The organism is Rhizobium leguminosarum bv. trifolii WSM2297, assembly GCF_000271845.1.
This window is the reverse complement of the sequence record NZ_JH719395.1, coordinates 4339767-4361343: the sequence shown is the minus strand read 5'-3', so window position 1 is coordinate 4361343 and position 21577 is coordinate 4339767. Positions and strand designations below refer to the sequence as shown.

Genomic DNA, 21577 nt, shown 5'->3' with positions numbered 1-21577 from the left:
AACAAGGCAGGGATTTTCCATGTCCGCTCACGCACGCATTTCTGCGATCACCGATCGCATTGTCGAACGCTCGAAGCCAACCCGCGAGCGCTATCTGGAGCGACTGCGCGCCGCCGCATCCAAAGGTGTAGCGCGTTCGGTGCTCGGCTGCGCCAACCTTGCCCACGGCTTTGCGGTCTGTTCCCCCGCCGATAAGGATGCGCTCGCCGGCGACCGCATCCCCAATCTCGGCATCATCACCGCCTATAATGACATGCTCTCGGCCCACCAGCCGTTCGAGACCTATCCGGCGATCATCCGCGAGGCGGCGGCCCAGGCAGGCGGCGTGGCGCAGGTGGCAGGCGGCGTGCCGGCGATGTGCGACGGCGTCACGCAAGGGCAGCCGGGCATGGAGCTTTCGCTGTTCTCTCGCGACCTGATCGCCATGTCGGCGGGCGTCGGCCTGTCGCACAATATGTTCGATGCCGCCCTCTTCCTCGGCGTCTGCGACAAGATCGTGCCTGGCCTGGTGATCGCGGCACTGTCCTTCGGGCACCTGCCTTCGATTTTCGTTCCGGCCGGTCCGATGACGACCGGCCTGCCGAACGACGAGAAGTCGCGCGTGCGCCAGCTCTTTGCCGAGGGCAAGGTCGGGCGCGCCGAACTTTTGGAGGCGGAATCTAAATCCTATCACGGCCCCGGCACCTGTACCTTCTACGGCACCGCCAATTCCAACCAGATGCTGATGGAGATCATGGGCTTCCATATGCCCGGCTCCTCCTTCATCAATCCCGGCACGCCGCTGCGCGAAGCGCTGACGCGCGAAGCCGCCAAGCGGGCGCTGGCGATTACCGCGCTCGGCAACGAATTCACGCCGGCCGGCGAGATGATCGACGAGCGCTCGATCGTCAACGGCGTCGTCGGCCTGCATGCGACCGGCGGCTCGACCAACCATACGCTCCACCTCGTCGCCATGGCGCGGGCAGCCGGCATCCAGCTCACCTGGCAGGACATTGCCGAGCTTTCGGAAGTGGTGCCGCTGCTCGCCCGCGTCTATCCGAACGGGCTTGCCGACGTGAACCATTTCCAGGCAGCCGGCGGCATGGGTTTCCTGATCAAGGAACTCCTGAAACATGGGCTGGTGCATGACGACGTTCGCACCGTCTTCGGCCACGGTCTCGAAGCCTATACGGTCGATGCCCGGCTCGGCGAAAACGGCGGCGTCCTGCGCGAGCCGTCGCCTGAGAAAAGCGTCGATCCCAAGGTTCTCTCCAGCATCGAGACGCCGTTCCAGGCGAATGGCGGGCTGAAGATGCTGCGCGGCAATCTCGGCAAGGCTGTTATCAAGATCTCCGCCGTCAAGCCGGAGCGTCACATCATCGAGGCGCCGGCGATCATCTTCCACAGCCAGCAGGAACTGCAGGACGCTTTCAAGGAAGGCAAGCTCAACCGCGATTTCATCGCCGTCGTGCGCTTCCAGGGTCCGAAGGCGAACGGCATGCCGGAACTGCACAAGCTGACGCCGCCGCTCGGTGTGCTGCAGGACCGCGGCTTCCGCGTGGCACTGCTGACCGACGGGCGCATGTCCGGCGCCTCAGGCAAGGTGCCGGCGGCGATCCACGTCACGCCGGAAGCGGTCGACGGCGGCCCGATCGCCCGCATCCGCGACGGCGACATCATCCGCCTCGATGCGATCAAGGGCACGCTCGAGCTGCTCGTCGATGCGGCCGATCTGGCCGAGCGCGAGCCGGTGACCGTCGATCTCTCCGACAATGAATTCGGCATGGGCCGCGAACTCTTCGCACCCTTCCGCCGCGCCGTCGGCGCTTCGGATCAAGGTGCGAGCGTGCTCTTCCACCACTGATGCGTGGCGGCAAAGGTGTTACAGCGCTGCTTGCGCGTCCGTCAGACGCGCAGCGCTGTCGCTGGCCCGTCAGACAAGGCGCTGCCCGTGCTCGTCGAGCACCTTCTCGCCGTCCTCCTTGGTGAAGGGTCCCTTGTGGCTGTCCGGCAGGATGTCGAGAACCGCTTCCGACGGCCGCGCCAGACGGGTTCCAAGCGGCGTGATGACGAAGGGGCGATTGATCAGGATCGGGTCCCTCATCATAGCGTCGAGCAACTGATCGTCGGTGAGTTTCGGATTATCGAGGCCGAGTTCCGCGTAGGGTGTGCCCTTTTCCCGGATCGCCTCGCGAACCGTCAGGCCGGCATCGGCGATCATTTTTGCAAGTTCGTCGTGCGATGGCGGCGAGGTGAGGTATTCGATGACGGTCGGCTCGATGCCGGCATTTCGGATCATTGCCAGCGTATTGCGCGACGTCCCGCAGTCCGGATTGTGGTAGATCGTGACGTTCATAGTTTCGCCTCTGACGATACGGTTGATGGAGCATTTGGCTGCAAGAGCCAGGTGAACAGGAAGAGTGCTGCGACCGCGCCGGCAATCTCGGCGATCCAGAAGCCAGGAAGATCGACCGGGCGAATGCCGGAGAAGGTGTTCGTCAACGACCGGGCCAGCGCGACGGCGGGATTGGCAAAGGAGGTCGAGGCCGTGAACCAGTATGCAGCGGTAATGTAGAGCCCCACCAGCCACGGCACCGCTTTCTGTTCGAACTTGATCCCGGCAAGGATGACGGCGACCAGGCCGAAGGTCGCCAGAGCTTCGGAGAACCATTGCGCCCCGCCGGTTCGAACCTTGGTGGATAGCTCCAACAATTGCAGGTCGAACATCAGATGCGCGGCGATTGTGCCGACTATGCCACCGATGATCTGTACGAGGACGTAACCGGCAAAATCACGCCCCGGCAATTCGCGCGAGATCGCAAGGATCAGAGAGACCGCCGGATTAAAGTGCGTGCCGGAGATCGGCCCGAGCACGGTAATGAGCACCACAAGGATTGCGCCGGTCGCCAGCGTATTGCCCAGCAGTGCCAGACCGATGTCCTGCATCAGCGATGTGGCCATGATGCCGGAGCCCACAACCGTTGCTACTAGCATGGCAGTACCAAATCCCTCGGCGACGAGCCGGCGCGGCAAATCGAAGCCGTTCATCAGCTGGCCTCGAATGGTTTTGCCGTCGCGCCCTCCATGGCGCCGATCTGCCGAAGGTGGGTTTCCGGCGCAGGAGCGCAACATGCGGCCACTTCCGCCGCCGGTGCGCAAATTTCCGGACGGCCGCCACAGCAGTCTTCCATCAGGAAGCGGACGAGACCGCCGAGGGTTTCGTAGCTCGCGGTGTAAATGATCGATCTGGCTTCTCGTTTCTGGTCGATCAGTCCGGAGCGCTCCAGCTCCTTCAGGTGAAATGAGACATTCGACGGCGAGACCTCCACCTTGTCGGCGATCATGCCGGCCGCCATGCCGTCCGGACCGGCTATCACCAGCATGCGGACGATCCGAAGACGGGTTTCCTGCGAGAGCGCCGCGAAGGAGATGAGAGCTTGACGTTGATCCATATTTCAACAATCCTTGAATAATTGAAACGAGGATTACCGCAGATGAACGTGATCGACAACGGCAAAATGCAGAAGGACGATATCTGCCTCGGCGACCTTATGGGCATGCTTGCGGCGGCCGAGAACTCATCGCTGATTTTCTACTATGACGGCCGTCCGGTGAAGCCCGGCTACCACGTCACCGAGGTAAAGGCCGGCCAGTTCTCAGCGCTCGATTGCGGCGCCAATCCGGAAAGCTGGACGGAGATCTTCATCCAGCTTTGGGATATAGAAGATGGCGATCGCAGCCATATGCCTGCCGGCAAGTTCCATGCGATCGTCCGCAAGGTCACGGAGCACGCAAAGCTCGGGGAGAGCGCAAAACTGACATTCGAGGTCAGCGATGGCGTGCAGCCGATGCGGCTCTATTGTGCTGCGCTGCCAACGCTTCGCGCGGACAGCATCCATGTCGAGCTGTCGCCGCGGCCGGCCAGCTGCAAGCCGCGTGACCGCTGGCTCGCCGAGCAGCAAATCCAAGCGTGCTGCGGCCCCTCGACGGGAAAGAGCGCTTGCTGCGCCTGATGGTGCAACCCGTCTTTAGTTGAGTGTCAGCATAAAGCGTCGAGCTGCGAAACACCGTCGACCGGGAAGAGCGCCAACAGAGCGAAGCTGAACTTGACGATCCCGCAAACAAAAGCCCGCGGCGCGCGTGAAGCACTCCGCGGGTTTTCGGGTGTCAGGACTTATGGCGTCAGGCGCGGATATCGAGCACGTAGTCGCGGTGCGCCGGATGGGTGCTGTAGACAAAGATCTTGTTCAGCTCCTTCTGCGTCAGCAGGCGCAGGAAGCGGACTTCGATCGTGTTGTTGGCGTTGACCTTCATCAGCAGGCAGCCGACCTTGGTGATGCGGGCATCCGGAATATCCAGATAGAACTGTTTCGGCAGGTTGAACTGGGTGAGGATCGCCAGCGTCGCGCTGCTCATCGAAATACGGACGATATCGCAGCGGCGCGAAGCCGCGTGCATGACGCCCTTTTCCGTATATTCGATGCGCGCGGCATTCATCGTGTCCTCCATCTTGAACCGCTGTTCGCGGTCATACATGAAGGATTCTTCCTTGCTCAGGAAATGAGATTTGGGCTGTGATGGATTGGAAGCGGCCACGTGCTTTTCCCCCTCATAAATCGATGGGAAAAAGGTAGCAGCCGATCTTTAACAGAAAGTGAGAATCTGGTCCGCCCAGCGCAATTCTCGGGATTATCACCCCAAAAATGGCTACCTCATTTCCGGTAAGTGTGGCCGGTTGCGTCAAACAGATGCAACTTCTGCCTGTCGGCGGCAAAACGCATCCTCTGGCCCTTCTTCACATCGTAAATGCCGGGCAGCTTGACGACGATCGGCTCGCCCGGGACCAGGCCTTCGATATAGAGAAGCGTCACTTCGCCGAGCGCTTCGACGATCGACACCTCGCCCTCGAAGAGATAGTCGGCGCCGTCGGCAATCCTCAGATCCTCCGGGCGAACGCCGAAGCTTGCCTGCTTGCCGGCTTCAGAGGCGCCGGTCGGCACATCTAATGTCACCGACATGCCGCCGGTCAGCGTCACCGTCGTCTGGCTTCCGGTTCCGGCAACGGTCGCCGGGATGATGTTCATCGCCGGCGAGCCGATGAATTTGGCAACGAAAAGGTTGGCCGGGCGCTCATAGAGCTCCAGCGGCGCGCCGACCTGCTCGATATTACCGGCGGAGAGAACGACGATGCGGTCGGCGAGCGTCATCGCCTCGACCTGGTCGTGAGTCACGTAGATCATGGTCGTATCAGCCATCTGTTCGTTCAGGCGAGCGATCTCGATGCGGGTCGCGACGCGCAGCGCCGCATCGAGGTTGGAGAGCGGCTCGTCGAACAGGAAGACCTTCGGATCGCGGCAGATGGCGCGGCCGATCGCCACGCGCTGGCGCTGGCCGCCGGAAAGTGCTTTCGGCAGGCGATCGAGATATTTTGTCAGCTGCAGGCTCTCGGCCGCCGCCCGCACGCGACGTTCGATCTCCTGCTTGCTTTCGCCGGCGATCTTCATCCCGAAAGCCATATTGTCGAAGACGGTCATGTGGGGATAGAGCGCGTAGGACTGGAAGACCATGGCGATGCCACGCTTGGAGGGCGGCACGTCGTTGACGAGATGGCCGTCAATATACATCTCGCCGCCGGTGATCGCCTCGAGACCGGCGATCATGCGCAGAAGCGTGGACTTGCCGCAGCCCGACGGACCGACGAAGACGATGAACTCGCCTTGCTTGATATCGAGGTCGATGCCGTGGAGAACGTCCACGGAACCGTAGGATTTGCGGATGTCCTTCAGCGTCAGTCCAGTCATGTCTCTCTCCCCTGCTGATCCTTAAGCGAGACGGGCGAAATACGCCCCCCAGGCCGGAATATCGATCTTGTCGCCATAGTTGTTGCTGATAAAGCCATGCCCCGTCAACGCCTGCCATTCTCCCGCAGGCAAAGTGACGCCAGACTCAGTCGGGCTCATGTTGAAGATGCAGAGCAGCTTCTCATTGCCGTATTCACGGGTGAAGACCAGGGCGTCGCCCTGCGGCTCCTCGAATTCGATCTCACCCTTGGCAAAGGCCGGATGCAATTTGCGGAAGGCGATGAAGCGGCGATAGTGCTCCAGCACCGAGGCCTCGTCACCCTGCTGGACGCTGACGGCGCGCAGGATATGCTCGACCGGCACCGGCAGCCAGGGCTTGACGGTGGAAAAGCCGCCCTGGGCGACCTGACTGTCCCAGACCATCGGCGTGCGGCAGCCGTCGCGGCCCTTGAACTCCGGCCAGAACTGGATGCCGTAGGGATCCTGCAGATCCTGGTAGGCGAGATCGGCCTCGGTCAGCGCCAGCTCCTCGCCCTGATAGAGGCAGACGGAGCCGCGCAGCGTCAGCAGCAGCGAGGCATAGAGCTTGGCGAAGGCATCGTGATCGGCGACCAGCCCGCCCCAGCGACTGACATGGCGCATGACGTCGTGATTGGAAAAGGCCCAGCAGGCCCAGCCATCCGGTGCTGCGGCTTCGAAATCCTGCATCACCTCTTCGACGCGCTCGGCGGTCAGCGGATCGGGAGCCAGGAACTCAAAGGCGTAACACATATGCATCTTGTCATTGCCGGAGGTGTATTCGCCGACGATTTCGAGGCCGCGCTGGCTGTCGCCAACCTCGCCGACGGCGGCGATCGCCGGGAATTCCTCCAGAACGGCGCGGAAGCGCTTCAGGAAGGCAAGATTCTCCGGCCGGTTCTTGTCGTAGATATGCTCCTGGAAATTATAGGGATTGACCGCCGGCGCCGTCGAGGCGTTGCGGCGCTCAGGCGCAAGGGCGGGATTGTCGCGCAACAGCGGGTCGTGGAAATAGAAATTGATGGTGTCGAGGCGGAAGCCGTCGACGCCGCGATTGAGCCAGAAGCGCACGACATCGAGCAGACGGTCCTGCACTTCCGGGTTATGCAGGTTCATGTCCGGCTGCGAGGTCAGGAAGTTGTGCATGTAATATTGCATGCGCGTCGGATCCCACGCCCATGCGGAGCCGCCGAAGATCGACAGCCAGTTGTTCGGCGGCGTACCATCAGGCTTGGCGTCGGCCCAGACATACCAATCGGCCTTGGCGTTGGTCTTGCTGGAGCGGCTTTGGGCGAACCAGGGATGCTGATCCGAGCTGTGCGAGATGACGAGGTCGATCATCACCCGGATGCCGAGGCGATGGGCCTCAGCGATCATCGTGTCGAAATCCACCAGCGTGCCGAAGATCGAATCGACGTTCTCATAATCGGAAACGTCGTAACCGAAATCGCGCATCGGCGAGGTGAAGAAGGGCGAGATCCAGATCGCATCGACGCCGAGGTTTGCCACATGCGGCAGGCGGGCGGTGATGCCCTTGAGGTCGCCGATGCCGTCACCGTTCGAATCCTGGTAGGAGCGCGGGTAGATCTGATAGATCACCGCGCCGCGCCACCAGTCCTTGTCGGGGGTCGAGATCGATTGGGGAGCCACGTTCATGGAATATCCTGTTTGAAGTCACGTTTGGAAATGGTCAGCCTCCCTTGACCGAACCCGCCAGCAGGCCACGCACCAGATAACGCTGCAGCCCGAAGAAGACGAGCAGCGGCACGATGATGGTGACGAAGGCCGACGCCGTCAAAATCTCCCAATTGCCGCCGCGCGAGCCGAGCAGCGCGTTGAGGCTGCCGGTCAGCACGAGGTGGTCCTTGTCGGTGCCGAGGAAGACCATGGCGACGAGCAGGTCGTTCCACACCCACAGGAACTGGAAGATGGCGAAGGAGGCGAGTGCCGGGAATGACAAAGGCAATACGATGCGCACGAAGATCTCGAAGTCACTGGCGCCATCGACGCGGGCAGATTCGATGATCTCCTTCGGCAGGCCGGCGATATAGGCCCGCAAGAGATAGATGGCGAGCGGCATGCCGAAGGCGGTGTGGGCGAGCCAAATGCCGGGATAGGTCTTGGACGGCTGGCCGAGCATGTTGCCGATCTCGTTGTAGAGGCGCAGCAGCGGGATCAGCGACATCTGAAGCGGCACGACGATCAGGCCGACGACGAGCGCAATCAGCAGCCCGCGGCCGGGAAACTCCATCCAGCTCAGCGCATAGGCGGCGAAAGCGGCAATCAGGATCGGGATGATCGTCGCCGGGATCGTCACGGTCAGCGAATTGATGAAGGACTGGCCGATACCCTCGCCGGTAAGAACCGTCTTGTAGTTCTGCATCGTGAACTCCGGCGGCGCGGAGACCGACGCATAGATGCGCCGCGGGCGTTCGTCGGGCGAAAAGGCGGCGTTCTTCATATAGCGATAGCTGCCGTCGCTGTTGATCTGCAGGCTTTCGCCGTCGCCGAGATCGGCGGTCTGACCTGCTTCGAAGGCTGCCGGCTGCTGCACGCGGTTGCCGAAGGCCTTCACCGAGCGGCCGGTCTGGCCTTCCAGCACATTGCCTGAGATGACGTAGATTGCCCCTTCCTGCTGCTGCTGGTCCGGCGTACCCAGGCGGACGGCGACGGTCTGTGTCGAGCCGACGAAGGCCGTCCACCAGCCGGAGACGACGATCTGGTCCTTGTCGCGGAGCGCACTGACGAAGATTCCGAGCGTCGGGATCAGCCAGACGATGACGATCAAGAGAACGGCGGCGTGAACAAAGAGACGGGCGGGGCCGATCTTGAAGTAGCTTCCAACAGCGGTCATCTCAGTGGCCCTTCAGTTCGCGATTGGCGCGGCGCACGTTCCAGACCATGATCGGCGTGACGGCGAGCATGATGATGATGGCGATAACAGCACTTCGGCCGGAATCGCCGCCGCCCCGGAACAGCCAGTTGAACATCAGGTTGGCCAGCACCATCGTCTGCCACTGGCCGTTGGTCATGGTCAGCACGATATCGAAGACCTTGAGGACGAGGATGGTGATCGTCGTCCAGACGACCGCGATCGAGCCCCATACCTGCGGCACCATGATGCGCCAGAAAATCTGCCAGCCATTGGCGCCGTCGATGACGGCGGCTTCGATCGTCTCCTCGGGAATGCCGCGAAGGGCGGCCGACAGGATCACCATGGCAAAACCGGTCTGGATCCAGATCAGGATGACCATCAGGAAGAAATTGTTCCAGAAGGGAACGGAGATCCACACCTCAGGCGTGCCGCCGAAGGTCTGGACAATGGCGTTCAGCAGGCCGATCTGGACGTCGTTGCCGCCGCGATATTCATAGATGAATTTCCAGATGACCGAGGCGCCGACGAAGGAGATCGCCATCGGCATGAAGACGATGCTTTTGGCGATGTTGCCCCACCAGATGCGGTCGGTCATCACGGCGATGACGAGGCCGAAAAAGGTGCAGGCGGCCGGTACGACGGCAAGCCACAGGATGTTGTTGAAGATCGACTGACGGAATTCGCGGTCGTTCAAGGCCCACAGGTAATTCGTCGCGCCGACGAACTCATTGCCCGACCGGTCGTAGAAAGAGAGGATGAAAGTCGCAACGACCGGATAGACGAGATAGACGATCAGGAGGAACAGCGCCGGGCCGATGAACAGCCACGGGCGGATCAGCGCACGACGGTTGAGATTGCGCGATGCGGCGCGGATGTCGCCATCCTTGACCGGCAGAGCGAGATCCAGGAGCTTGTTCGAAAAATAGAAATAGGCCGAGCACGCGAAAACGGCTCCGACCACCACGCCCAAAGCGGACACTATCTGCGACAGCATTTCGTCCCTCCCCTGCTTCCCCTGATCTTAGTGCGACCGGTTGTTATTCTGACGGATCAGCGCCGGTCATCGTCAATCTATGTGTATTGCCCAATCACAATATATCCTGCGATGGCCGGGCTCTTTGCGAACCCGGCCAGTCATGCAAATCCATGCCGCCGGCAAGCCGGCGGCATAATTTTAAAGGATTACTTGATGCCGTCCCAGGCGCTCTGGATTTCGCCAGCAGCCTCTTCAGCCGACTTACCGCCGACGAAATCGACCATGCCTGTCCAGAAGGCGCCGGCACCGATCTTGCCCGGCATCAGGTCGGAACCGTCGAAGCGGAAGGTTGTGGCCGACGTTAGGATCTCGCCTTCCTTCTTCATCTGCGGATTGGCATAGGCCTCGGTGCTGACACCCTTGTAGGGGGTCAGGAAGCTCGACTGCGCCATCCAGACCTCATGGGCGATCGGGGTCTTCAGGAAGTCGATGAAGGCGCGGGCCGTCTTCGAGTCCTTGGCGATCGAGACAAGCGTGCCGGCGCCGAGAACCGGCTTGCCGAGTTCGGGGTGCGACGCAAAGGTCGGCATGTAGAAGAAGTCGGCATCCTGGCCGAGCTTCGTGCCTTCAGGGAAGAAGGACGGGATGAACGAGGCCTGATGGTGCATGTAGCACTTCGGCGGAACGGCAAAGAGGCCCTTCGGGCTGTCGCGGAAGTCGGTCGAGGCCACGGCCGCGACGCCGCCGTCGACGTATTTCTCGTTCTTGGCGAACTTGCCGAATTCATCGATCGCGGCAACCACGGCCGGATCGGTGAACTTCAGCTCGTTGGTCGTCCACTTGTCGTAGGCTTCCGGCGGCTGGGTGCGCAGCATGATGTCCTCGACCCAGTCGGTCGCCGGCCAGCCGGTAGCGCCGCCGGAACCGAGACCGATGCACCAGGGAACGCCGCCATCCTTGACGATCTGGTCAGTCAGAGCATGCAGCTCTTCCATGGTCGTCGGGATCTTGTAGCCGGCTTCCTCGAAGTTTTCCGGAACGTACCAGACCAGCGATTTCACGTCGGCCTTATATGGGAAGGCGTAGAAGGCTTCCTTGCCGTCCTTGCCCTTATAGGTGCCGTAACCGACCCAGCTGTCGCCAGCGCCGTAATTGTCCTTGATCCACTTGGAGTTGTCGTCGCCGAGCGGTGTCAGGAAGCCCTTGCTGGCGAGATCGGCCAGAAGGCCCGGCTGCGGCAGAACGGCGATGTTCGGCGGCGAGCCCGCCTGCGTGTCGATGACGATCTGCTGTTCGTAATTTTCGGACGAGGAGTATTTGGCGTCGATGCCGGTCGCTTCGGTGAAATAGGCGAGGACGCTCATGAAGAACGCCTCGTCTTCGCCGCGCCACGGTCCGAAGATCGTCAGCGGCTGACCCTTCAGATCGGCATGAGCGGCCTTGAATTCGTCATAGCTTTTCCAATTGAACTTGGAATCCTGTCCCGGGGCAAATTTCAGATCGGCCGCGGATGCAGCACCGGCAAAAAGCGCTGCCACGGCAACGCCCATCAAAAATGTCTTTTTCATGTGATCAACCTCCCATCACAATCCCAACCCGCGCCGAATTCCCTTTATAAGAAATTTCAAAGCGCTTTGACACCCAACTCATTCCACTTTCGGCGGAATGGAGTCAAGTCATTTCAAGAAAAGCCGCTGTGGACGCGGCTCTTATCGCCGCGCAGCAGAGGCTATCGGGAAATATGGATCGATTTTTCTTGAGTCAAGCGCGGCAGATGCTACATAATTGAAAGCGCTTTGGATGCCACACTGGGAGGCGGCGGACCTTTTTCAGGACGGCCGACGGGCGGGCCGGGAGGAAGCATAGCAGGTGAATCTCAAACAGCTATCGGAATTGCTGGGGCTGTCGCAGACGACGGTGAGCCGAGCGCTCAACGGTTATCCCGAGGTCAACGAGGCGACCCGGGAGCGCGTGCTTCAAGCTGTCAAGGAAACCGGGTATCGCCCGAACAAGGCGGCACAGCGGCTTGCCACCGGCAAGGCCGGCTCGATCGGCCTTGTCATGCCGACGGCGCCCGGCCACCAGTCCGACGTGCATTTCGGCGAATTCCTGGCCGGGCTCGGCGAGGAAGCCGTGCGCCACGACTTCCACTTCGTCATCATGCCGGCCGACCCGGATGATGAGGTGGCGGCGCTCCGGCGCCTGGCGATCAGCGGCAATGTCGATGCGCTGTTCGTCGCCTATATGCGCGGCCACGACCCGCGTCTCCCCATGCTGAAGTCGCTCTCCATGCCCTATGTGGTGCACGGGCGATCCTTCGGTTCGGAACCGGACTATCCCTATCTCGACATCGACAATGAAGGCGCCTTTTACGATGCGACGCGGCTGCTGCTGCAACTCGGCCATACGCGATTTGCGCTGATGAACGGGCAGATGCATCTCGATTTCGCCATCCGCAGGAAGAACGGCGTCATATCGGCACTGGCCGAGCGCGGGCTGGCGCTCGACGAGAATTGCATGAGCCACACGCTGATGACGGACGAGCAGGGCCTGTTGGCGATGGAACACTTCCTGCAGCTGCCGGAGCGGCCGACGGCGATCCTCTGCTCCAGCACGGTGCTGGCGCTTGGCGCGATCCGCGCCGTCAACCAGGCCGGATTGCGGCTCGGCGAGGATATCTCGCTGATCGCCCATGACGACGTGCTGCCGCTCTTGAAGCCGGAAAACTTCTCCGTGCCGCTGACGACGACGCGCTCCTCGCTCAGGGCCGCCGGCGTTCGCATCGCCCAGCGGCTGATCGGCACGGTGAAGCAGGCAGGCCCCTTCCCCGAACAGGAACTCTGGAAGACCGAACTGATCGTCCGGGCCTCGACCGGCCCTGCCCCGCAGTCTTGATGGATCAAAATTGCGGCGGCGTTTGCCCTGCGGCGCGATGCGCGGCGATGACCGTATTGGCCATCAGCATGGCAATGGTCATCGGCCCGACGCCGCCCGGAACCGGGGTGATGGTGCTGGCGACCGCAAAGACCTCCTCGAAGGCGACGTCGCCGACGAGCCGGGTCTTGCCCTCACCTCTTTCGGGGGCTGCCACGCGGTTGATGCCGACGTCGATGACCGTCGCGCCCGGCTTGACCCAATCGGCCTTGACCATTTCCGGCCGGCCGACGGCGGCGACCAGAATATCGGCATTGCGGCAGACCTCGGCGAGGTTCTTGGTTCTTGAATGTGCGATCGTCACCGTCGCATTGGCGTTGAGCAGCAATTGCGCCATCGGCTTGCCGAACAGATTGGAGCGGCCGATGACGACGGCGTTGAGGCCGGAGAGATCCTCGCCATGGGTGCGGCGGACGAAGACCATGGCGCCGGCCGGCGTGCAGGAGACCAGTCCGGTCTTCAGGTCGCCGATGGCAAGCTTGCCGGCATTGGCGATGCTCAGGCCGTCGACATCCTTTTCCGGCAGGATCGACTGGATGATCGGCTCGCTGTCGAGCGGCTTCGGCAGCGGCAATTGCACCAGGATGCCGTGGATCGACGGATCGGCGTTGAGGGTGGCGACCAGGGCTGCCAGCTCCTCCTGGCTGGTCTCGGCCGGCAGCGTGTGCTGGACCGATTTGAAGCCGCATTCCTTGGCCATGCGGCCCTTGGAGCCGACATAGGCGTGACTTGCCGGATCGTCACCAACGATGACAACCGCAAGGCCGGCGGTGACGCCGCTGCTCTTTTCCAGCGCTGCCGTCGCACTCTTGACCGTCTGAATGACCGATGCAGCTACGTTCTTGCCGTCGATTACTGTCGTCACGCGTCTCTCCGCCCTGTTTCGCGCCAATCTATGGATAGTCGGCGAGCGTCAAATGCCCGCTAACGCCCTATCCTGTCGGAAAGCAGCAAGGCAATATCAAAAATGCAAGGAAATGTTTCGGTCAGCGCAGCGGCTGCCGTGCGTCGAGGCCATGAACAAGAAGCCGGTCGCGCAGGCCGGAGATTTCGGAGCGCAGCGCCTCCATCTCGTCGACCGTGGTCGGGACCGGTTGCGGTGCCGGCGGCGGCTCCGAAGACAGCGGTTGGGATAGCGGCATTTCCTCGTCGGCTGCGGCCCTGGGTTTACGCAGGCGCAGCAGGAAGGCCGCAGCAAGACCGGCGGCGAGACCCGCGGCAGCGCCGGCCAGCGACCGGCCGGTCAGGCCGTCGGGCGCCGATACCGCCGTTGCCATTGCCGGCTTCATCAGCGTGATATGACCATCGGCGGCCGTTCCCGCCGAGCCGGGGGCCGCATCTTCCAGGCGCGAACGCGCGGCGGTCGCCTTCTCGCTAAGCTCGGTCAGCCGGGCAAGTTCGACGCCGGTATCCCGGCTTTGTGCGATCAGCGTGTTGCGCCGGTCGTTCAGGCCCTTGCGCGCATCGACGGCAGCCTTGGCGGCGACGTTGGCGGCCTGGGCAAGACGGGTAAGCTCCTTGCCCATATTCTCCTTCAGGCCATCGGTTTCGGCCTGCTGCTGCAACAGCCGCGGATGGCGCGGGCCGAGTTCGGCCGAAAGCTGCGCAAGTGCCGTCCTGGCGACTGCATATTTGTCGCGCCAGTCCTGCAGCGCCGGCGAGAGCATATCGGCGGGCAGCGAACCGTCGAGCACCCCGGCAAGTTTTGCGGTCTTGAGCCGGTCGGCTTGCGCCTTGGCGTCGAGGATCGTCTGGTCGGCCTGTTTCAGATCGGCATCGAGCCGGTCGATCTGGTGGCGAAGATCGACCGCCACCTTGACGTTACCCTCGCCGCTCTTTGCCGTGAAGGCTGCAAGTTCCGCCTTCGCCTCGTCATAGGCCTTGCGCAAGGCGGCGTCGGTTTCGGCGTTACCGCCGGGTCCGCCGGCTGGGGAGGCCACTTCGGCAAGCCTTGCGGCGATGCGCATGGATTTGCGGCTGTCGCCGGTCGTCACCCGCACGAGGATCGTGCCGGCGACGGCATCGGGCAGGATCTCGACAGCATGTTTCAAGGTTGCCTCGGCGCGCGAGGCCGGATCGGCAGCAGCACCGGTCGCCGAGAGCAGATCGAGCGCAACGCCAAGCGCATTGGCCCCCGGGCCGGCAAATTCAGGATCGCGATCGAGTTTCAGGGCGGCGACCGTCGAAGCAGCCACCCGAGCCGACATCAGCCCTTTCGCTGCAGCCTGGGTAAAGGCGGCCCGGCTTGCGGCATCGGTCTTTACCGCAAGCGTCGCTTCGGCACGGTAGAGGGCCGGCGAAGCCGGCATCAGCGCCGGCAGGCCGGCGCCGATGATCGTCGCAGCGGCGACCGTCATCGCCAGAGCACTGCCGCCGAGGCGATGGCGTGGTGCTGCCGGGCGGGGCTCGGCCGGTTCCTCGCGAATGACAGCCGGCGTTTCGGGCGAGATCATCGGCTCGCTGACCGGAGCAGCCAGTTCTTCACGGTACGGCTGTTCCTGAGGAAGCGGATGGCCGACATCATTGGCGGCCCGCAGGCGATTGCCGAGGATGGTTTCGATGCGATCGACCAGCGGCGCCGGGCGCGCCGCTTTTTCGCGCTGCTCTTCCAGCGCGCGGCCGATGGCGCGCAGCAGTTCGGCCTCGGGCGGCGCGATATCCGGGCGATTCGACCGGGGCCCATCATAGCGATTGTCATGCACGCGCGCCGGTGCGGACACCGCCGGCCGGGTGGCCGCGCGATCGTGAAAGCTGCTTCTGGCCCTGATATCGTACATTTGCGCCACATCTCATGCACAGGATGGCCGAATTCGCTCATCGGCACGGATGCAGATGATTAAGCCAGTCTAAATATTCATGGCAAAGAAATGGTTAACCGCAGCGTGTAAGAACTGAGCATCGCTCCTCGGATCGAAAACGATTCAAAGATGCGTTGCAGAGTGCGACGGCGTCCTTGGAAAGACCGGCTGCGCGTCAGCTAGCTCGCCTTCTTATGATCCGACGGCGGCTGCAGCACGGTGTGATGCTCTTCCGGCTGGCTGAGAATTCTTTCACGCCGTTGGAAGCGGTAGCGCAGGACATGGAAAAGGAAGATCGGGATGCCGATGACGTAGCGGCGCCAGAGGCGCGACGGTTCCTGCATCATGCGATAGGCCCATTCCAGGCGCATCATCCGCACCGTCTTCGGTGCGCGCGGCACGGCGCCGGAGACGAAGTCGAAGAGAGCGCCGACCGTCAGCACCAGGCGGGCATGATCGGCACGGATATTGTCGTGGACCCATTTCTCCTGCAGCGGTGTTCCCATGCCGACGATCAGGATATCGAGTTTCTGGCGCTCGATCTCCTCGGTCACCGCGGATGAATCGACCTTGTCGAAATAACCGTCGGAAACGACGATGAATTCGTGCCAGGGTGTATGCCTGCGGAAATTTTCCGCCGCCGCCTCGACCACCGAACGCGTGCCGCCGATGAGACCAATGCGGCGCGGGGGCTCCATGAAGGTGAGGAAGGCCGGCACGAAATCGGTGCCGTTCAGGTTGGCGGGAAAGGGCGAACCATGGGCGATCTGCGATGCGATGTTGAGGCCGATGCCATCCGGCAGCACCAGATTGTGCGACATGATCCGGTAGTATTCGTCGTCGCGCAGCGCGGTCAGCATGTTGTGGGCGTTGACGAAGCAAACCACGGTCTGGCCGACGGGAATGGAGGCCAGCTCGTTGATGAAAACGAGGGCGTCGTCCCAGCCGAGATCGCAGACCGGCAGATCGAAGATCGTCCGCCGCGATGCGAGCACCGCGAAGTTTGCAATCAGATTCATTCCTACCTCCTGCCGAGGATGCTTCATCCGCCCGACATCCCGGAAAACAAGCCCACACCTCCGCACCGGCTCTCGAAAGCACCGGTCGCGTCCCGCCGTGACGGCGTCGCCCCGATTTCGGAAGCGGCACATGCCAAGCTGTGAGAGTGGTATAACAGGACGGTTTCAAACAACCCTTAGGAAAATTCCTTGAATTTCCATGCTCGCATAAGTGGTTTGTTAACCACTCCGGCCAAACGAAAAACGGCGCCCTGCGGCGCCGTTTTCGTCGATGATACTGTAATATCTAGTGTGCGGCCGGAGCCGGCGCTTCGCCAGCCGGTGCGGTCTCGACGATGCTGACCGGTTTGCCCACCTTTTTCGGTTGCCCGGCGGAGCTTTCCTTCACATCGTCCTTGGAGAGATAGTCGAGCTGCTCCAGCATCACGTCGGCGACATATTCGCCGCCGAGGCGCTCGTTCATGCCCTTCTTGATCTCTTCGCGGAAGGCCTTCGGATCGAAGGATTTGATGTGGGCGATATCGACCATCTTGTTGCCGACGAGCAAGCTGAAAAGCTCGTCCGTGGTCATCTCGGCCAGCGGCAGCGTCACGCCCTTCAGCATCTCCTTGTTCATCATGAAGGAAACGCGGCCGAGGAAGTAGCCGGTGATCGCGCCGTTACCGATGATCGGTACCGTGATGGTTTCACCCTTCACCAGTTCGAGGGCGCTCTGCTTGGAATCGGATGCCGCGGGCGCCGGCGCAGTCGCCAGGTACACCGAGAAATAGACCGATGCCAAGGTGATGGCGCAAACCCAGACACCGGTGAGGACGAGCTTGATCATCAGTTTCCACGCGCGGCGAATTGTTCCTGGGAATAGGTGCCGTCGGCATCGGCGTCCTGAACGGCGTTCTTCAGCAGATCGGCAACCGCGCGGACCGCTTCGAGATGCGCCTCGACCCGACGGGCATTGAGAACCAGCTTCTTCTTCAGGCCATGCAGCTGATCGAGATGGGCAGCGGCAAGCTCGGCTGGATCGGTGTCGCGGAAGAGCATCGACAGCTCGTAGAGGCAGCGGCTCTTATGCGCATTGGAGACCTTGAGATCGAACTGCGGATCGCTGCCGATCCGGGTGTTCTCATTGTCGATGATCATTTCGAGGCGTCCGAGAACGGATTTGATCCTGTATTCGTTCGAAACTATTTCCATTGTACCCTCGGTTATGCGTCGCTTGGAGCGTGATGCCGAAAAGAATGCGCGGCATTCGCACGACATCGTGCTCTAACTATTTGAGTGAGAACAGGATTCAGATTAGGCCAACGGGCCTAAAATCATCCGGTTCTATCGGTCTTGGCGTCGGCCGTCGGCGTGCCAAAGGTCTTGCGCTGGAAGTCGTCGATCATGCTGATCGCGGTGTTGCGGTCATGATCATCGGTCGAGGCATTGACGACCTTGCCTTCCTGCCGGCGCAGCTGCTCGCTGTACATCTGCTTGGCGATGCCGATGCCATCACCCTTGGCCATGGTGTTGCCGAGCTGCTCGGCCATCATGCCTTTCCAGATATCGCCGGTCGCGCCCTTGCCGTAGACCTCCTCGCTTTCGCTCGGCAGCATGGACTTGACGAAATTCTGCAGAACCATAGCCTCGAATTTCCGGTAGCTTTCCGGCACTTCCTCAGCCTTGGCACGGTTCTGGATGTTGTTGAGGCCGCTCTTCTCGCCGATATGGTCGAGAACATCGACCGTATTGGAGAAGCCCTTGCCGTTCTCGGCGAGGCTCGTTGCGGCAAAGGCCGCACGATTTGCCTTCAATTTTTCCTGGGCCGCCTGAACCTCCATGGGGTCGGCAGCTTTGACAACGTCCAGGACCAGATCACTGGGGGGCGAAATAGCCACGTTACAATCCTCTAAATTAAGATCGTAACGACTATGGGTTTCGAAGCTTGCTGGAGGCTGGCGTTGCGAATTGCTGATCGATGACATCATAGACGGCATTGTCGTCGGCCTCGCGGCGCTCGGCCTCAAGGGCCTCCTTCATGCCTTCTTCGAAACGGTCGCCCTTGGCGCGCTCGCGCGCCAGCCGCATCTCGTGGACCTCCTGCATGCCGGTCAGCTGCTTGTCCTTGATGGAGAGCCTGCCGAATCGGTCGGCGTAATTCTGCGAGAAGGCATGGTGGACGGGATCCATCGAGCCGAGCGCGAGGATGACGTCGTCCATCGCCACATTGACTTCGACACGTTGGCGGCTGGTTTCGGCCAGATCGTTCTCGGCCATCCTTTCGATATGCCGCTGCACCGAGAGCAGTCGCTTGAGCTTCTGGGAACGGTTCTTCTCGACCATGACAGCCTCATCGCCCGATATAGATCGAGCCGAAGGACTGGCCGAACTGGCTGACCAACGCCGCAATCGAGAAATAGATCAGGAATAGCCCGCCCATCAGCAGGTAGGGTGTGGAGATGAAGTAGACCGGGATCTGCGGCGCCAGCTTGTTGATGAAGCCGATCGAGACGTTGAAGATCAGGCCGTAGATCAAAAACGGGCTCGACAGCCGCAGCATGATGTAGGTGGTCTGCTCCAGCGTATCGGTAAAGGAGATCAGCGTCGCGCGCATCTGCATCAGGCCGCCGAAGGGCATGGTGGTGTAGGAATCCATCAGCGCTCGGAAGACGATGTGATGGAAATCCATGATGAAGAGAATCATGATGCCGGCAAAGGTGATGAAGCCGGACAGACTGCTCTCCGGCGTGTCTTCGATGATGTCTGCCGACCCCGGCTGGGTATAGCCGACCATCGTGGCAAGGATCGTCGCGGCGAACTGCATGCCGAGGGTGTAAATCCGCGCCAGCATGCCGTACATCACGCCGATCAGCGATTCGCTGAAAATCAGGCCGATATAGGTCCCGGAACTGGTGTGAACGGCGGGATAGACAGTGTCCCAGAGCAGCGGCATGACGGCAATCGACAGCGCCCCGGCGATGAAGACGCGCAACTGGTCGGGCACGCGCGCCGAGGAAAAACCCGGAAGAGCCAGCACACAGCCACCGATCCGGCAGAAAACCAGAAACAGCGCGAGAACGGTCCCTTGCGGGTCTGTTATCATGAAATAGAGCCCAAAATCTTTATCTCGATGCCCTTGGCCAGTTCGACATGCGACAGGACCGGGAGCGTGGCGAACAGCCGTTCGATGATCATGCGCACATAGGAGCGTGTTTCCGGCGACGTGACAAGGGCGAATGGCAGGCCGCGATCCATGAACTCACGGATAACTTTGGTGGCCTGCTCGCTGAATTCTTCCAGGCTGCGCGGGTCGATGTCGAATTCGATCACCTCGCCCTTGGCGTCGCGCTTCAGGGCCTGGTGGAAAGCCAGATCCCATTTGCTGCCGAGTCTCAGCACGCGCAGCACGCCGTTGTCGGCAAGGTCGCCGCAGAGCTGCTGGGCCATGCGGATGCGGACATGCTCGACGATCTGCTCGGTCTTCCTGACATGCGGGGCGAGCTCGGCCACCGCTTCGAGAATGAGGTGCAGGTTGCGGATCGAGACACGTTCGGCAAGCAGGAGCTTGAGCACCGCCTGCAGGCCCGAATAAGACATGTGCGACGAGCAGATCTCGTCGGCGAGCTTCTTGTATTCGGGATCGAGGCGATCGATCAGCACCTTGACGTCCTTGTAGGACAGAAGCTGCGGCAGGTTGTTGCGGATGACCTCGCTCATATGGGTGAGCACGACGGAGACGTTGTCGATCGGCTGGAAGCCTTCGCGTTTCAGATCGTCGGCAAAGTTTTCGAGGATCGACACGGCAGGCATGCCGAAGGCGGGTTCGCGGATCTCGTCGCCGGGGATGCTCGGCCGGCGGCCGGCGCCGGTGACAACCAGGACTTCGCCGACGCGCAGCAGGTTGGAGGCGACCGTCGTGCCGTGGATGCGGATCTGGTAGGACTTCTCGGCGATGGCGATATCGTCGGTGACCTTGATCTCGGGCACGACGAAACCGTATTGCGTGGCGAACTTCTTGCGCATCTTGCCGACGCGGAAGGCGAGCTCCTGGTGGGCGCCGAGCAGGCGTGTCGAGACCATCTTGCCGAGCGCGAGCTCGATCTCGGAGGTCCGCAGCACCGACTTGACCGAATCCTTTTCCAGCTCCTTGCTCTGGACGACCTTTTTTTCCTCCTGCTCGCGGCGAAGCCTGTTTTCAGCCTCGACCTGACGCGGAATGAACCAGGCGCCGAAGGCAAGAAGGCTGCCGAGGATCACGAAGGGGACAAAGGGCAGGCCCGGCATCAGGGCGAGCACGAACATCAGCACGGCGGAGACCGAGAGCGCGCGGGGGTAACCGCTCAACTGGTTGACGACAGCCTGGTCGGTGGAGCCGGTGGTGCCGCCGCGCGAGACGAGAAGACCGGCGGCGAGCGAGACGATGAGGGCCGGCATCTGCGAGACGAGGCCGTCGCCGACGGAGAGCTTGACGAAGACGTCGGCCGCCTCGCCGATCGGCATGCCGTGGCGGAAGTAGCCGATGATGATGCCGCCGAAGACGTTGATGGCGGTGATGATCAGGCCGGCAACGGCATCGCCGCGGACGAATTTCGAGGCACCGTCCATCGCCCCGAAGAAGGAGCTTTCCTCTTCGAGCTCTCTGCGCCGGCGTTGGGCTTCCTTCTCGTCGATGATGCCGGCCGAAAGATCGGCGTCGATCGACATCTGCTTGCCCGGGATGGCATCGAGGGTGAAACGCGCGCCGACTTCGGCGATACGCGTGGCGCCCTTGGTGATGACGATGAAGTTGATGGTGATGAGGATCAGGAAGACGATCAGACCGATGACGAAGTCGCCGGACATCACCAGGCTTGCGAAACCGGCGATGACGCCGCCGGCTGCATCGTGACCTTCATTGCCGTGGGACAGGATGACGCGCGTTGTCGCGATGTTCAGCGCCAGCCGGGTCATCGTCGCGATCAGCAGAATGGTCGGGAAAGACGAGAAATCGAGCGGTTTCTGGATCCACAGTGCAACCATCAGGATCAGCACCGAGAAGGCGATCGAGAAGGCCAGCCCCATATCGATCAGGAACGGCGGGATCGGCAGGAAGAGAATGCAGATGATGCCGATGATGCCGAGGGCGAAACCGACGTCGCGCAGACTCGGGACGACTTTCGGAAGGGGGAGTGCAGGTGGTTGCGCCATAACGATACCGT

Annotated in this window: 21 protein-coding genes; 3 read left to right on the top strand and 18 right to left on the bottom strand. The window is 61.7% G+C overall.

The window, feature by feature from the left end; translation table 11 throughout:
* Positions 1–19 precede the first annotated feature (19 nt).
* Positions 20–1843, top strand: a complete 1824-nt coding sequence (gene edd / locus RLEG4DRAFT_RS36335) for a phosphogluconate dehydratase (protein WP_003584309.1) — start codon at positions 20–22, stop codon at positions 1841–1843.
* A 69-nt stretch (positions 1844–1912) separates the two neighbouring features.
* On the opposite strand, the gene arsC is transcribed toward edd, so the two are convergent.
* Genes arsC through RLEG4DRAFT_RS36320 form a run of 3 tightly spaced genes read right to left on the bottom strand, consistent with a single transcriptional unit; the run spans position 1913 to position 3431 of the window.
* Positions 1913–2335, bottom strand: coding sequence for an arsenate reductase (glutaredoxin) (arsC, locus tag RLEG4DRAFT_RS36330; protein ID WP_003584307.1), 423 nt, complete (start codon positions 2333–2335; stop codon positions 1913–1915).
* The gene (locus tag RLEG4DRAFT_RS36325; RefSeq protein WP_003584306.1) at positions 2332–3027 is read right to left on the bottom strand and encodes an MIP/aquaporin family protein; all 696 of its coding nucleotides are present in this window, start codon (positions 3025–3027) and stop codon (positions 2332–2334) included. The genes arsC and RLEG4DRAFT_RS36325 overlap by 4 nt, the downstream gene beginning before the upstream one ends.
* Positions 3027–3431, bottom strand: a complete 405-nt coding sequence (locus RLEG4DRAFT_RS36320) for an ArsR/SmtB family transcription factor (protein ID WP_003584305.1) — start codon at positions 3429–3431, stop codon at positions 3027–3029. Before RLEG4DRAFT_RS36320 ends, RLEG4DRAFT_RS36325 begins: the two co-directional genes overlap by 1 nt.
* 42 nt (positions 3432–3473) lie before the next feature.
* On the opposite strand from RLEG4DRAFT_RS36320, the gene RLEG4DRAFT_RS36315 reads away from it, so the two are divergent.
* A complete protein-coding gene (locus tag RLEG4DRAFT_RS36315; protein ID WP_003584304.1) occupies positions 3474–3992 on the top strand; it encodes a DUF6428 family protein in 519 nt (172 codons plus the stop codon).
* Positions 3993–4161: 169 nt separating this feature from the next.
* Here RLEG4DRAFT_RS36315 and RLEG4DRAFT_RS36310 read toward each other — a convergent pair whose 3' ends face one another.
* The 6 genes from RLEG4DRAFT_RS36310 to RLEG4DRAFT_RS36285 all read right to left on the bottom strand — a co-directional run bounded on the left by RLEG4DRAFT_RS36310 (position 4162) and on the right by RLEG4DRAFT_RS36285 (position 11217).
* Positions 4162–4515: a hypothetical protein gene (locus RLEG4DRAFT_RS36310; protein WP_037092480.1), complete on the bottom strand. Its 354-nt coding sequence runs from the start codon at positions 4513–4515 to the stop codon at positions 4162–4164.
* Positions 4516–4691: 176 nt separating this feature from the next.
* Positions 4692–5780 (bottom strand): ABC transporter ATP-binding protein, encoded by a 1089-nt coding sequence (locus RLEG4DRAFT_RS36305; protein ID WP_003584303.1) that lies wholly within the window; start codon positions 5778–5780, stop codon positions 4692–4694.
* A 21-nt stretch (positions 5781–5801) separates the two neighbouring features.
* Positions 5802–7454, bottom strand: coding sequence for an alpha-glucosidase (locus RLEG4DRAFT_RS36300; RefSeq protein ID WP_003584301.1), 1653 nt, complete (start codon positions 7452–7454; stop codon positions 5802–5804).
* 34 nt (positions 7455–7488) lie between these two features.
* Positions 7489–8652, bottom strand: a complete 1164-nt coding sequence (locus RLEG4DRAFT_RS36295; protein WP_003584299.1) for a carbohydrate ABC transporter permease — start codon at positions 8650–8652, stop codon at positions 7489–7491.
* Between the two features lies 1 nt (position 8653).
* The gene (locus RLEG4DRAFT_RS36290; RefSeq protein ID WP_003584298.1) at positions 8654–9667 is read right to left on the bottom strand and encodes a carbohydrate ABC transporter permease; all 1014 of its coding nucleotides are present in this window, start codon (positions 9665–9667) and stop codon (positions 8654–8656) included.
* Positions 9668–9855: 188 nt separating this feature from the next.
* On the bottom strand, positions 9856–11217 hold the full coding sequence (locus tag RLEG4DRAFT_RS36285) for an ABC transporter substrate-binding protein (protein ID WP_003584297.1): 1362 nt from the start codon (positions 11215–11217) through the stop codon (positions 9856–9858).
* Positions 11218–11518: 301 nt separating this feature from the next.
* Between RLEG4DRAFT_RS36285 and RLEG4DRAFT_RS36280 the strand changes: the two genes are divergently transcribed.
* The gene (locus RLEG4DRAFT_RS36280) at positions 11519–12544 is read left to right on the top strand and encodes a LacI family DNA-binding transcriptional regulator (protein WP_003584296.1); all 1026 of its coding nucleotides are present in this window, start codon (positions 11519–11521) and stop codon (positions 12542–12544) included.
* Between the two features lie 4 nt (positions 12545–12548).
* On the opposite strand, the gene folD is transcribed toward RLEG4DRAFT_RS36280, so the two are convergent.
* The 9 genes from folD to flhA all read right to left on the bottom strand — a co-directional run bounded on the left by folD (position 12549) and on the right by flhA (position 21566).
* On the bottom strand, positions 12549–13448 hold the full coding sequence (gene folD, locus RLEG4DRAFT_RS36275) for a bifunctional methylenetetrahydrofolate dehydrogenase/methenyltetrahydrofolate cyclohydrolase FolD (RefSeq protein WP_003584295.1): 900 nt from the start codon (positions 13446–13448) through the stop codon (positions 12549–12551).
* A gap of 121 nt (positions 13449–13569) precedes the next feature.
* A complete protein-coding gene (locus RLEG4DRAFT_RS36270) occupies positions 13570–15360 on the bottom strand; it encodes a hypothetical protein (protein WP_003584294.1) in 1791 nt (596 codons plus the stop codon).
* 200 nt (positions 15361–15560) lie between these two features.
* A complete protein-coding gene (locus RLEG4DRAFT_RS36265) occupies positions 15561–16400 on the bottom strand; it encodes a WecB/TagA/CpsF family glycosyltransferase (RefSeq protein ID WP_003584293.1) in 840 nt (279 codons plus the stop codon).
* A gap of 286 nt (positions 16401–16686) precedes the next feature.
* On the bottom strand, positions 16687–17226 hold the full coding sequence (locus tag RLEG4DRAFT_RS36260; RefSeq protein WP_003584292.1) for a hypothetical protein: 540 nt from the start codon (positions 17224–17226) through the stop codon (positions 16687–16689).
* The gene (locus tag RLEG4DRAFT_RS36255) at positions 17226–17591 is read right to left on the bottom strand and encodes a hypothetical protein (RefSeq protein WP_003570277.1); all 366 of its coding nucleotides are present in this window, start codon (positions 17589–17591) and stop codon (positions 17226–17228) included. The genes RLEG4DRAFT_RS36260 and RLEG4DRAFT_RS36255 overlap by 1 nt, the downstream gene beginning before the upstream one ends.
* 122 nt (positions 17592–17713) lie before the next feature.
* A complete protein-coding gene (locus RLEG4DRAFT_RS36250; protein WP_003584291.1) occupies positions 17714–18277 on the bottom strand; it encodes a rod-binding protein in 564 nt (187 codons plus the stop codon).
* Positions 18278–18308: 31 nt separating this feature from the next.
* Positions 18309–18722 (bottom strand): hypothetical protein, encoded by a 414-nt coding sequence (locus RLEG4DRAFT_RS36245; RefSeq protein WP_003584290.1) that lies wholly within the window; start codon positions 18720–18722, stop codon positions 18309–18311.
* Positions 18723–18729: 7 nt separating this feature from the next.
* Positions 18730–19482 carry a flagellar biosynthetic protein FliR gene (locus RLEG4DRAFT_RS36240; protein ID WP_003584289.1) on the bottom strand — a complete coding sequence of 251 codons (753 nt, stop codon included), beginning with the start codon at positions 19480–19482 and terminating at the stop codon, positions 18730–18732.
* Positions 19479–21566, bottom strand: a complete 2088-nt coding sequence (gene flhA, locus RLEG4DRAFT_RS36235; RefSeq protein ID WP_003584288.1) for a flagellar biosynthesis protein FlhA — start codon at positions 21564–21566, stop codon at positions 19479–19481. The genes RLEG4DRAFT_RS36240 and flhA overlap by 4 nt, the downstream gene beginning before the upstream one ends.
* Positions 21567–21577: the final 11 nt, after the last annotated feature.